Annotated in this window: 9 protein-coding genes and 1 rRNA gene; 9 read left to right on the forward strand and 1 reads right to left on the reverse strand. The window is 41.6% G+C overall.

The features are described 5' to 3' along the window. Nucleotides 1-214: 214 nt before the first annotated feature. The 9 genes from rrf to NA59_RS09005 all read left to right on the forward strand — a co-directional run bounded on the left by rrf (nucleotide 215) and on the right by NA59_RS09005 (nucleotide 10,800). Nucleotides 215-330 (forward strand): 5S ribosomal RNA (rrf, locus tag NA59_RS08965). 115 nt (nucleotides 331-445) lie between these two features. Then, on the forward strand, nucleotides 446-1,858 hold the full coding sequence (locus NA59_RS14370) for an ExeA family protein (RefSeq protein WP_052501572.1): 1,413 nt from the start codon (nucleotides 446-448) through the stop codon (nucleotides 1,856-1,858). Nucleotides 1,859-1,865: 7 nt separating this feature from the next. Further along, nucleotides 1,866-3,449 (forward strand): type II secretion system protein GspD, encoded by a 1,584-nt coding sequence (locus NA59_RS08975; protein WP_052501573.1) that lies wholly within the window; start codon nucleotides 1,866-1,868, stop codon nucleotides 3,447-3,449. Next, complete coding sequence (locus NA59_RS14375) at nucleotides 3,446-5,158, forward strand: tetratricopeptide repeat protein (protein WP_052501574.1); 1,713 nt, start codon at nucleotides 3,446-3,448, stop codon at nucleotides 5,156-5,158. The genes NA59_RS08975 and NA59_RS14375 overlap by 4 nt, the downstream gene beginning before the upstream one ends. A gap of 2 nt (nucleotides 5,159-5,160) precedes the next feature. Continuing rightward, the gene (locus NA59_RS08985) at nucleotides 5,161-6,849 is read left to right on the forward strand and encodes a GspE/PulE family protein (protein ID WP_044411249.1); all 1,689 of its coding nucleotides are present in this window, start codon (nucleotides 5,161-5,163) and stop codon (nucleotides 6,847-6,849) included. Nucleotides 6,850-6,862: 13 nt separating this feature from the next. After that, nucleotides 6,863-8,068 carry a type II secretion system F family protein gene (locus tag NA59_RS08990; protein ID WP_044411252.1) on the forward strand — a complete coding sequence of 402 codons (1,206 nt, stop codon included), beginning with the start codon at nucleotides 6,863-6,865 and terminating at the stop codon, nucleotides 8,066-8,068. A gap of 10 nt (nucleotides 8,069-8,078) precedes the next feature. Further along, a complete protein-coding gene (locus NA59_RS08995; protein WP_044411255.1) occupies nucleotides 8,079-9,635 on the forward strand; it encodes a hypothetical protein in 1,557 nt (518 codons plus the stop codon). Then, the gene (locus NA59_RS09000; RefSeq protein ID WP_044411258.1) at nucleotides 9,632-10,303 is read left to right on the forward strand and encodes a hypothetical protein; all 672 of its coding nucleotides are present in this window, start codon (nucleotides 9,632-9,634) and stop codon (nucleotides 10,301-10,303) included. The genes NA59_RS08995 and NA59_RS09000 overlap by 4 nt, the downstream gene beginning before the upstream one ends. Before the next feature lie 134 nt (nucleotides 10,304-10,437). Next, nucleotides 10,438-10,800, forward strand: coding sequence for a hypothetical protein (locus NA59_RS09005; RefSeq protein ID WP_157792585.1), 363 nt, complete (start codon nucleotides 10,438-10,440; stop codon nucleotides 10,798-10,800). Between the two features lie 21 nt (nucleotides 10,801-10,821). On the opposite strand, the gene glnD is transcribed toward NA59_RS09005, so the two are convergent. After that, complete coding sequence (gene glnD / locus NA59_RS09010) at nucleotides 10,822-13,443, reverse strand: [protein-PII] uridylyltransferase (protein ID WP_044411264.1); 2,622 nt, start codon at nucleotides 13,441-13,443, stop codon at nucleotides 10,822-10,824. Nucleotides 13,444-13,449: the final 6 nt, after the last annotated feature.

Genomic DNA, 13,449 nt, shown 5'->3' on the forward strand with positions numbered 1-13,449 from the left:
CGTTGATAGGCAAGGTGTGGAAGCGCAGTAATGTGTGAAGCTAACTTGTACTAATTACTCGTGAGGCTTAACTATACAACTCAAAAGTGACTTAACTGATGTGTAGCTTGAGATAAAAGCGAAACCAAGATACAGTATCCTATTACAAAGCAAAGATTACTTCTTAGCAAAGAATTTTAGTAAATGGCTAAAACCCATTTACAAAACCGAATTGCTTGGCGACCATAGCGAAATGGAACCACCTGATCCCTTCTCGAACTCAGAAGTGAAACGTTTCAGCGCCAATGGTAGTGTGGGGTCTCCCCATGCGAGAGTAGGTCATCGCCAAGCTCCATACATCTAAACCCCTCGTAAGAGGGGTTTTTTTTTGCCTTTGAAAAAGCTATTTAACTAATGGCATGTTTTATGCTTTAACTGTACTAATGGTTTAATTTTGGTTGCAGTTATGTATCGCTCATTTTTTGGTTTAAATGATTTACCTTTTCGCTCAACGCCTGATTTAAAATATTTTTTTGATGCTGGCTCCAGGGGTGATGTGGTTAATGCTATTCATTATGCCCTTGAGCGAGGTGATGGCATAGTGAAAATTGTAGGTGAAGTGGGTGTTGGTAAAACCACCATTTTAAGAAAACTTGCTTTTGATCTCCCTGCTAAATACCGTGTTATCTATATAAATTCGCCAAATTTGCAGCCACAGGATATCTTGCTTTTTATATGTCATGAGTTTGGTATAGAGATTGATCACTCTCTGCCAAAGTTTACTGCGATTAGTAAGTTGCGTGATTTTTTTATTGAGAATCACGCATTAGGTCGCCAGTGTGTCATTATGATTGATGAGGCTCAGGCCATACCTATTGTTACACTTGAAGAAATCCGTCTGTTATTAAATCTTGAAACTGAAGATCATAAGCTTGTGCAAGTGTTATTGTTTGGACAACCTGAGTTGGATGTCATTTTGCAGCGCGAAGAAATTAGACAGTTTAAAAGTCGTGTATCGCACGCTATTTATTTGACGCCTTTAAATTTTGAAGATGTTTTTAGCTATTTGAATTTCCGAATGAGTAAGGCGGGTTACCAGGGTGCTCAGCTATTCAACAAGTCAATAGCCAAAAAGATTGCTAAAGCGTCCAAGGGAATCGTTCGTGAAATTCATCATTTAGCGGATGCGGCGTTAATGCGTGCCTATGCCGACAATAGTCAACAAGTAAAATTAAAGCATATTTCAAGTGTTCAGCCAGCTGTTTGGCGGAGCTACGCTATTTCCGGCGCTTTTTTATTCTTGGTCGTTTCTTTAGTTGGGCTTTATTTGTTTCCATATTCAGTAAATAAAGTGGAGATACTGCCAGCCTTTCAGGTTTCTTCTCTAAAAGATCGGGAGAGGATTCTTATCGTTGAGACTATTGAGGAAGATAAAAAAAATACATTAACAGATGTGAGTCACTTTATTGAAGACAGGAATAAGCAAGATTTTAGCTATAAGACACCGGAGACTCGTTCAGATGAGCCGTTGCATTTTAATTCTCACGCTGACTTATTATTAAAAACAAAACAAAGTATTTTAAGTAATGAGTCGCATCGCTATAGTGTTCAGATTATTGTGAGCAGCATATCTGATTTTAATCGTGTTATGACAGAAATAGCGCCTTTTCTAGATGTGGAACATTTATTTTGGTTAATTGATGGCGGACGTTTTATTTTATATTACGGTGTTTTTAGTCAATTAGAGCATGCAAGAGCGCTCATTCAGGTTTTGCCACCTAGTTTTTTAACCGGTAATCCGTTTATTGTAAATCGTAGCCAGTTATTATTTCGTATTGATCAGCTTCTAGATCAAGACGCCGCCGTGAGTGGTATTTAGGATGTTTATGAAACTCTTTTTATTGTTTGTATGCAGCTTTTTACTAGCATCTTGTGCAACTAAACAAGTGAAACCCGTCAGCGATGTGGTGAAAGAGCCTGTCATTGGATCTTCCTCAAAGGTTATGTCTGATGGTATCCCTTCTTTAGCGATGCCTACGCCTGTCAATCCTAAGCCCAGACTAGAGACACCTCCGTCACGCTACACGCTCAGTGCAATATCGGCACCTGTGCATGAGGTGTTATATCGCCTGGGTGAAATGGCGGGTTATGAAATTGATATTATGCAAGGTGTTGAGGGTGAGGTAACGATTAATGCGGTACGGCAATCCTTGCCATCTATTTTGTCCAGGATTGAGGCGCAGTTGAACCTTGTGATTACGATTCATAACCAAAGTATTCATGTACGACCTGATAGGGCCTATTGGCAAGAGTACCAGGTTGATTATGTAAATATTCGCAGAAGCAGCCAAAATAATATTATGATGAATATGACTGTAGGGGGTTCGGTTAATCCTGTGTCTGGTTCACAGGGTAATAGCTCATCTAGTGTTCAGGTTTCATCAGAGCATGATTTTTGGAGAACGTTGCGCACATCACTTGAATCCATTGTTCAGCCAGCTCCGCAAGGTATGGCTGTGTCTGAAAGTGGAGGAGACGGTTCTGTTGTGGCTCAAACGAGTGAACGTGCACTGGTTGTAACAAATCCTGAGGCAGGGATTGTTATGATTTATGCTAATCAGAAAAAGCAGCAAAAAATACTAGGTTACTTAAACTCTATTTCGAGTCGTTCCGAGCGTCAAGTAATGATTGAGGCCTCGGTAGTTGAAGTTGTTTTATCAGAACAGCATCAATCTGGTGTTGACTGGAATGTAACGGGTTTTGGCAATATTCTTGCCACAGCTGTAGGTCAGGGCACCTTAACGACGGGTGTATCCACTAATTTAGCTGCAGATTTTGGTTTTGGCTTAAAAGCACTGGAAAAATTTGGTGATGTTAAGGTTTTATCAAGCCCTAAAATAATGGCGGTAAACAATCAGCCAGCTTTGTTAAAAGTCGTTGATAATGAGGTATATTTTACTATTGATGTTTCTCGTTCAACCTCGACGGCGGGTACGGACACAACTTACTCAACCACGGTGCATACGGTTCCAGTGGGTTTTATGATGAGTATGACGCCTTTTGTTTCTGATAATAACGAAATTACCCTGAATGTAAGGCCGACTATTTCCCGTATTATAGGACGCGTACGAGATCCGAATCCAGACCTTCGGGCGGTCAATGTTGAAAGCTTTATTCCCATTATTCAAGAGCGTGAAATGGAAACAGTATTGCGTTTAAGAAATAACCAGACCGCAGTTATTGGTGGCTTGATTGAAGACAGAAAAGATTTGAATGAGCAAGGTCTGCCTTGGTTTTCACGTGTTCCGCTTATGGGTTCAGCTATTTTTGGTAATAAAGAGCGAAGTACAACAAAAACAGAGTTAGTGGTTTTTATCCGCCCTATTATTGTAGATAGGCCTGATATCGATAATGGTGACCTTGTTTCATTTGGGCGTTATTTTAATGCAATGCAGGGTGGTAAGAAGTGAGTATTTTACTGGATGCTTTAAAGAAAGCCTCTATTGAAAAAAAACGCCGTGAAGACCAGGAAAACACGCAAGCTTCAAAGTCTAGTATTAGTGCACCAGGTTTAGCAGCGGATTTGGATCATGACTCGTCAAGTTTGTTGAGTCAAAAGCCGCTTTTTAGCTTAAGTTTGAATGATGACCCTTCTGGTGATCAGCCGCCGCTTAAGGATACAGTTTCAACAAAGAAGACATCTGCGATTTTTTCCGATGAATTACTTGCTGATGAGCAAAAAAAAGATCGACCTTTCCAAGTGGTTGATGAGGAGCCTGTGTCTGTCATAAACGATGGTGAGGTTAATCCTGCGACGATATCAGCTGTTGATTCACCACAAAAAGAATCACAAATCGAGGTCGGTACGTTAGGTCTAGCCCTATCTAAAAACGAACCAGCATCATCACCTTACCAGTCAAGTTTAGATGATTTAGATGCACTAGGCCATGATGAACCAACAAGGTCACCACCCCATGCCTACGCTTTAGAACCAGAGTCATTGAGTCCGGTTGATAGACCTGACCATGAAGAGGAGGTAACTCAACAGGCTGATCAACCTTCTACAGTACCTAAGGCGCCGTTAAACCTTAAGCCAGATACTGAACATGACGTCTCCCGCGATGAGGCTAAGCGCGTTAACAAGGTTTTGTTAAGCCAGTCTAAATCTAAAACATCACACCAAACAAAAGGTGGTCAACTGGTCAAACGTATTTCTTTTTATATGTTGATTACTCTCATTGTGTTTGGTGCGTTGGCCTATTATGGATTGATCACGTATAGAGATTTAAATACAGCCCATAGACAGGATGTTCAGCAATTATCTGCTATTGTAGATAACCCTGTGCCTAATGATCTGCCAACTGCTGTAGAAGAAGACGGCCAAACTACCCCATCTGATCCGGTTAATAAGCGACAGACAGCGTTAGATGTACAGGTAGATGGCGATAGTTTATCTAGCAAAGAGCCCAGTATAGAGACGGTTGATATATCTAAATCCACACCTAAGGGTGAGCCGACTAAAATAGACTCTAAAGCCTTACCCGAGCCTGCATCTAAGCCTGCATCCGGTCCCATTATTCGTGTAGAAAAGGAGGCATCAAGATCCTTCGCCGATTTGGCTTATGAGGCTTACCTAAAAGGTAATATGCGAGAGGCAAAAGAAAAGTATGAGCGTCATCTAGATGCGCAGCCTCACAGTAAAACGGCACGTTTAGGTCTTGCAGCCCTAGCCGTTCACTTAGGGCATTTTAATGAGGCGATTGAACATTATCAACGTGTTTTAAGTGATGATCCACAAGATTCCGATGCGCTTGCCGGAATTGCGGCTACACTTAGCCATTTTAATGGTCGTTTGTTTTCAACGGAAGATTTGAAGGTATTCATTCAGCGCTACCCTGGCATCGCTGGGCTTCATTTCGCACTTGGTAATCATTATGCTCAAAAGCAGGATTGGTTTTTAGCTCAACCAGCCTACTTTGAGGCGGTCAAGCTTGAAAGTCAAAATCCTGATTACAGACTCAATTTAGCGATAAGTTTTGATCAGCTTGGAGAGTATGCTGAAGCGATTATTCACTATAAAGCGGCGCTGGCAGTTTCAGAGCATAAGAAGATTCATTTTGATCCTGCGGTGGTTGGGCAGCGAATTATACATTTGACGCGTTTTATGGAGCAACGTTAATTATGGCGGTGCCATTGCGCTTGGGTGATAAGTTGGTTCAGGATGGATTTATTAGTCCTGATCAACTACGTATTGCACTAAATGAACAGCGTATTACGGGAAAAAAACTGGGTGAAGTGTTTGTTTATCTAGGGTTTATGACTGAAGAGCAGGCGCGTGAAGTTATTGGTGAAACAACGGGTTATGATTCTATTAGCCTTAAGGGTGTTGTGCCGGATTTGGCAGCGTTATCCTTGCTCGATGAACCTTTTGCCCGAGCCAATAAAGTTATTCCTATTAGTTTGCAAGGTGATGTAGCCAAGATCGCCATGGCCAATCCAGAGAACATCCTGTTATTAGATAAAATAAAGCGAAATTTTAAGCGCCCAAACGTGACAATTAAGCCGTTGTTAGTGGCGGAGTCTGAAATTCAGCACGCCATAGACCAGTACTATGGTTATGAATTGTCTATAGACGGTATTATTCAGGAATTGGAAACAGGCAAGGTTGATATTCAGCTACTTACTGAAACGGATGAATATTCTCAGCCGATAGTCAGGTTAGTGGACAATATTTTAACGGATGCTGTAAAGCGCGGCGCTTCAGATATTCATTTTGAACCTGAAGAATTTTATGTGCGTATACGCTATCGTATTGATGGGGTTTTGCAAGAGATTCGTTTATTACATAAATCGTTTTGGTCTGGATTGGTTGTTAGGCTCAAAGTGATTTCAAACCTAGACTTAACTGATCAGCGCCTGCCACAAGATGGTCATATGGATTTAGTGGTTATGGGGCGAAGAGTTGACTTTAGGGTATCGTCCTTACCCGGTACGCATGGTGAAAATTTTGTACTGCGCATACTAGATCGAGAAAAGGGGATTGTGCCACTGGATAAGCTCGGTTTAGATGAGGATGCTTATCGAGAGGTGCAACTTATGTTGAATCGGCCAAATGGCATTTTCTTGGTAACAGGCCCAACCGGTTCAGGAAAAACGACAACATTGTACTCCATTTTGAATGAAGTGAATGACATGGGCGTCAATATTATGACACTTGAAGATCCTGTTGAATACCCTATGGATTTAATACGTCAAACAGCCATTAACCCAGAAGTTGGACTGACGTTTGCACGAGGCATTCGTGCGTTGCTGCGCCAAGATCCAGATATTATTTTGATTGGTGAAATACGTGATAGTGAAACGGCTGAAATGGCGTTTCGTGCCGCGATGACTGGGCATCAGGTCTTTGCTAGCTTGCATACTAATTCCGCGATTGGCGCGATTCCACGTTTATTGGATATCGGAATTTCACCTTCCATTTTAGCGGGTAATATTATTGGTATTTTGGCGCAACGTTTAGTTCGGCGACTTTGTAGTCATTGTAAAGCACCTTATGAACCTGATGCGTTTGAAGCGCAGCTGGTTGGTTTTTCAGCCACTGATATACACCAAACACTTTATAAATCTAAAGGCTGTCCGCATTGTAACCATGTGGGTTATAAAGGGCGATTAGCGGTATTAGAAACCTTGAGGTTTACCAAAGAAATGGACAATCTATTGTTGGAGTCTGCACCTGCTAATCATTTACTAAGCCTGGCCAAAAAACAAGGCTTTAGAACATTAGCTGAGTCAGCCGTTGTCTGGGTTCGAAAAGGGGAAACAACGTTAGATGAAATCAATCGTATTGTTGACTTGTCTGAGTTGCTTTAGAGGAGGGGTGTAGATGCCTTCTTTTCACTACTCTGGAATTAATCGCTATGGTGAACGCCTTCGCGGTGTGATTGAGGGTAAAAATATAGCGGACGCTGAAAATAAGCTTAAGTCATCCCGCGTTGATATTTTAAGTATTAAGCAAAAGTCAGCTGGATTAACACTTTTTAGAAGTAAGAAAATTACGCGCAAAGAAATTATTACCATTACCTTTCAGTTTGAGCAATTGATGCGTGCGGGTGTTCCGCTAATGGAGATTTTGGTAGACCTTCGAGATTCTTTTGATAACCATGCTACAAAGGAGATGTTGAGCTCGATTTATCAATCGATGGAGGGGGGAGAAGGGTTTGGTACCGCGTTAGAGGGGTATAAGTCCGTTTTTGGTGAAGTCTATATTTCATTAGTAAAGGTAGGAGAGCAGACTGGGCAGCTTGAATCCGTATTAGCCGATTTGGGTGAAATGCTTAAGTGGGAGGATGAGATGATCGCGAAGGCTAAAAAAGTTATGATTTATCCTGCGATTGTGGGTACGGTTGTTATTGCCGTCGTCGTGCTGATGATGCTGTTTGTCGTGCCACAGTTACTGAGTTTTATTGGTGAAATGGGCGGCGAAATCGGTTGGGCGACGAAATCACTGATTGCGACCTCCAATTTTGTTCAAGCTTATATTTTACATTTACTGATTATGCCATTCATTTTGTTCGCCGTTTTAAAGGCTTGGTTAAAACGTTCAGTGGCTTTTAGAATGGCATTTGATCGATTTATTTTTAAAGTAAAAGTGATTGGACCTATTTTGTATCAACTTAAAATAGCGCGCTTATCCAGCGCACTAGCGATCATGTATAAATCGGGTGTGAGCTTTACAGATGCGATGAAAATGGCAGCAAGTGTTGTGGGTAATGCGCACATTGAAGCCTCTATTAATACCGCTGTGCGTTTAGTGCAAGAAGGCGAACCGATTCACAAAGCGTTTGAGCAAGCCAGTGTATTCCCCACGCTGGGCGTGAGAATGCTAAAGGTAGGTGAACGAAGTGGCAAAATGGATGAAGCGCTTTTGAATGTCAGTTACTTTTATGATAGAGAGGCAAAAGAATCGATAGAGAAAATTGAACCTGCCATTGAACCTTTATTAACGATTGTGATGGCGGTGATTGTAGGCTGGGTCATGATTGCCGTACTGGGGCCTGTATATGATACGATGACACAAGTTGATTTTTAAAGGTGGGTCCATGAGTCTGATTCTGTATATTAGTGAAAAAAAAATCGACGCCTTTCTGTTCTCAAGAGGACGGCTTAGTGAGCACCGTGTGTTGTGTTGTCACGAAGTCGTTGATTTTGTACAATCGTGCTCAAAATCAACGCAAGTCAGTCTTGTTCTAGATACGGTTGAAGAAGGAATACAAGTAGATTATGTGCCATCGCTATTACCTTGGGAAAAGCCAAGCCTACAAAAGCGGCTATTTGAAAAAAATAAACAAAAAGGCGCCTATGCACAACGATTTATTTGGTCAGGTTTAAAAAAAACGACGGCGGACCAGCGAAGTGAAACGCTACTAATTACACATAGCATTACACCGACAGAATGTTTAGCCAACTTGGTTAGCGCGATTGAGGGGGCCCAGCTGGTATGGGGGGGATTTTTTTCAGCCGCTTACTTGATTAAAGGGTACTTTTTTAAACAAATTAAATCTGCCGAAGGTTTAAGTGTTGCACAATTAAAACAGCCTGTTTTGTTATTTGCCAACATGTCGAGTGATCATTATAGGCAGTGTTTTTTTTACGAGGGGTATTTGCAACTAACGCGTTTGATTCCATTTGAGCAAAACGCCGCGAACCCCGATCAGCATAGACGCTTTTTGGTTCATGAGGCGCGTTTAGCCAGTCGATTTATTTACAATCAAGGTTTACTGGATCGAAAAAACCCGATTAGTTATGTGATTATTGATAGCCTGGGTGAGCAAGCAAAAGCCGATTTAAAAGCACAATTCTTAAAAGAAAACCTACTAAGTGTTTCACAAACGTCAACGGAAGCATTTTTTGTTACGCATGCTATACCTGTGCAAGATGAAAATGTACACTTTGCAAATGTTGTGGTGAAGGAGGTCAATAAATCCTGGGTGCCAAGCTTTTACCGCGTTCCTTATGTCCAGATGACGAATGGCTTTAGGTTGGGTCGGTTACTCGTAAGTCTGTTGGCAGGTGTCGCTTTAATGACATTATTAATGATGATAACTCACGGTGGACTGCAGCATTATTTTCTTGGCCAAAAAGCAGAGTTATTAGCGAAAACTGAAACCGTTTTAAAAACGCAAAGAGAGGGGTTGTTGTTGCAGGCTAGAGGGCGAGAATCAGTGGTTGATATGGAGGCAATTGTAAAGTTTTCAGTGATGCTCAATCGGCTCAATGCAACAGAAGCCTATGGAATCAATCTCGATCTTTTTTCTCTGTTGTTAGCAGCGCATCCGGGGGTAAAGATTGATAGTGTAAATTGGCAGCCAATCAATCAATTGGATGATCTTACCATGCAGGTGTCTATTCGTGGCCAGGTTCACCCTTTTGAAGGTCAGTTCAAGCCAATGAACCAATTACTTGACGCTTTCTCTAAAGATCTGCAGGCACAACCAGGTGTCACTCAGGTTGTTATCACACAACAGCCTTTTAGTTTAGAGCAAGCAAGGAATGTTAGGTTTGGGCAAACTCAGCAGCAAGACAGCCTGCCTTTTGCGATGACTTGGCGCCAAGCCAGAAATGCACCACCGAAAACAACACAAAGCGATTTACCATGAATACGCATGACCCGCTAGTTGGCAAAAAGAGGCGAACGAAAAGAGCAAAATCTGTTTTTAGAGGCCTGTTTGAACGCTTATTATTGTTTCCTTTTTCCGTGCTTATTGTGAGTTTGCTCGGGCTTTATTTTGTAAATGAATATGTGCTTAAGCCGATTGTTGTTCAGCAACAAAGTTTGCTAGCAATTCAACAGCAGGTTAATCAGCTCAATCGACAAATTAGTCATTATCAACAGTATGCTGTAGAGTTTGAAGCCGATGTAGCGCAAGGGTTATTAATGCCCATAGATAAAATTTTATGGGTTGATCAAATGAGTCTGTATGCAAGACAGCACTATTTAAACACCATTAGCTTAACGTTTGGTGAGGAGCAAAAAATGAACGTCAACCAAACTTCTCGGATACCGCAAGACCAACCCGTATTTTACCAAACGCCTGTTGCTGTAGCCGCTGGCCTTTATCATGAGGGTGACTTTATTCGTTTAATAGATTGGTTTTATCAGCAAACAGACTATTTATGGTTGCGTTCCTGTCAAATGAGAATAGAGCGCAGACAAAGGACGGAGGAAGGATTATTTGACGTGACGCAGCCCAATATTCAAGCGCAATGCCAGTTTGTTGCGTTTCGTGCACAACCTCGTTTATTTAATGAAGAGGAGTGGCGTTAGTGTTAAATTGGCGACTTAACTTAACAAAACGGCATGCTTCCAGGCGAGGTTGTGAGCTAAGTATCTGGTGGATTAGCGTTTTTGTATTGCTGCCAGCATCGGTCACAGCGCAGCCATTATGGCCAACGATTTTTATGAATGCGGCGGATCAACAACGTATTGAGCAGCAGCGTGAAGCTTATCGCCTATCTCAAACTCAGGGGATTCCTCAACCCTCTCGTGATTCGGCCGTGCAAACGCACGTTAATCCTAGGTTATTTTCAGTCGACGCGATCATGAATGTGCAAGGTCAGCGCCTTGCCATTATTAATGGTGTAAGTTACGCTGAAAAAACAGTAAAAAATGGCATTCATGTACATCGTATTTTTGAGGGTTTTGTTACCTTAACACTTGAGGAGTCGGAGCAGTGGGGCCGCGCACAAGTGGGCGTAAGGTATAGCAGTGAGTCTTGGCCAGATGCGATTCCAAATAGGGTAAAATTATTAAAAGCAAATTAATTGCGCTGTGCTATAGATGAGCTATTTAATCATTTCATTTTCTAGATATGTTTTAAGTTGTTGTTTTTGCTCAATGTTAAGCGCCTTGTTGTCTAGGCTACTAATAATGAAGGTGTCTTCAGCCTTTTCACCGACGGTGTTGATTTTGGCGTCATGCATGCGAATTTCAGCCTTTCTAAATGCCAGGCCTATTCGAGATAGCAAGCCGGATATATCTTTTGTAGAGATACTTATTTCTGTTAAATTTTTGGCTAGATCTCGGTATCCAATTTCAGTCGGTGTATTAAAATGCTTTATTTGTCTCGCGCGACGGTAGTTATTGGATGGCGGAATGGGTGTGGATTCCATTAAGTTTTTTTCTAGTTTCTGGTGAATAATTTGTATCATGGTGGGGTCTTCAATAGCCTCTTGTTCACGGTTAAGAAAGTAGACCAGTACGAGCGTCATATTCTCGGTGGTCGAATAGACCTTCGCTTCCACAACGTTTAAATCAAGGTTATCGAGTGTTTGTGTTATTTGACCAAATAAAAAATCACGGTTTTGCATGTAAATCATTAACTCAGAGGCTCCGCGCTGGGTTTTTCCTGTAATCGTAATATTGATATCCTGTAACTGACGCTGGTAGAGTTCTCGGGTGATTCTGCAGATTTCAGTCGGCGTTTGGCGGATAAAAAAAGCGGATTTTTTTAATGCATTCCAGAGTGCTTGGTAGTCGCTGACATTGAGGCTATTTTTAGCGAGTAGTTCACGAGCTTTCTCTTGGTGCAGCAGTGCTTTTTTCGTTTTCGTTTTAGGGATTTCCATTGCTTTATCAAGTGCATTGGATGTTTGATTATAGAGGTCAAGAAAGAGCCCATTTTTCCAATCATTCCAAACATCATCCGATGTTGAACAAATATCAGCTACGGTCAGTAGGTAGAGGTAATTTAAGCGATTTTGTGTGCCAACAAAGTGGGCGAAATCTTGAATGACTGCCGGGTCGCTTAAGTCTTTACGTTGGGCAACGCTGGAAAACTCTAAGTGGTAGCGAACAAGCCAAGTAATGAGCTTTGTGTCAGTATCGTTTAAATTGTGCTCTAGACAGAAGTGGTAGGCATCATCAGCGCCTAAAATCTCATGTGCGCCATTACGACCTTTCGCAATGTCGTGAAATAAGGCGGCTAAGAATAGTATCTCAGGTTTGCAAATATGTTTAGTAATTTGATGTGCCGTTGGGAACTCAAAAGCATATTCTTTAATAAAAAAGCGTCGAAGGTGGCGTATAACCAAAAGGGTATGCTCATCAACCGTATAGGCATGAAAAATATTAAATTGCATCAAGCCGGCTATTTTATGAAAAACAGGAATGTAAGCATCCAGTAAGCCATAGCTATGCATGCGTTTAAGAGAGGCATTAATGCCTCTTGGTTGACGTAAAATTTCAATGAATAGTGCTTTGTTTATTGGATCACGTCTAAAGTCATCGTCTATGAGGTGAAGGTTTTCACGCAGTAGTCGTATGGTTCGTGCACGAATGCCTGCAATGGATGGATCATTTTCTAAGATAATAAAAATCTCTAATAGTGCGCTGGGAAAATATTGAAAAACCTGTTCTGAGCGAATATCTAAATATTGATTAATCAGTTGAAAGCGTTGATTAATGTTAACAATTGTCGGTGATTGATCGCTACAAAGTTCTTCGTTGAAGTGCTGTAGCAAAATTTCATTAAGCTTAACAACAGAGCGTAAATTGCGATAATAGCTGTTCATGAATTGTTCAACGGCCAATTTTTCAGGGGTATTTTTGTAGCCAAAATTCTCAGCCACTTCTTGTTGATTGTCAAACGAGAGGCGATCTTCTCTACGTTTTTTCAGACGGTGGAGTAAAAAGCGCACACGGCTTAAAAATTTATAGGCTGCATCGAGTTCACGAAACTCTTCCGGTGTGATAAAGCGTTTTTGGACGAGTTGATGAATCGATGTGGCATTAAAGTGGCGTTTGGCAACCCAAAACAGGGTTTGGATATCACGCAGTCCACCTGGACTTTCTTTTATGTTAGGTTCAAGCTGGTAAACCGTGTCATGAAAGCGTTTATGGCGTGCTTGTTGTTCAGCCATTTTGCCATGAAAAAAACTTTCCGTTGGCCAAAAATCGACCTTTTTCCATAAGGCGTGTAACTGTTCGAACAGCATATAATTACCTGTAAGCCAGCGCGCCTCTAAAAGATTGGTCGCCGTTGTAATATCGTCTTGTGCGGCCTCGATTGTTTCCTCTAGTGTTCTAATTGCGCTACCAACTTCAAAGCCAATATCCCAAAGCAGTGTCAAAAAATGACTTACAGCCTCGTGATCATTCAAGGGGGTGGCACAAAGAATAAGGATATCAATGTCAGAATAAGGGTGAAGCTCGTTACGGCCATATCCTCCTACAGCTAAAAGCGTAAACTCCGTGCTGTCAAAGAGATGTTGCCATATTTTTTTTAAGATTTGATCAACAAATACCGCACGCTCCTTCACCAGTTCAGCAACAGGTGTGCCCTGGTCATATTGATCAAATTGGTGTTGATTAAAGCGCTTAAGCATGTCGCGCCCGGTTTTTGCCGCCATCTCAGGCTGGTGTTTTAAAGCGCTTAAGAAGTTGGGAAAATCGGTTTGTGAAGACATGCCTAA

The sequence above is a fragment of the Thiomicrospira microaerophila genome, from assembly GCF_000934765.1.
GTDB lineage: Bacteria > Pseudomonadota > Gammaproteobacteria > Thiomicrospirales > Thiomicrospiraceae > Thiomicrospira > Thiomicrospira microaerophila.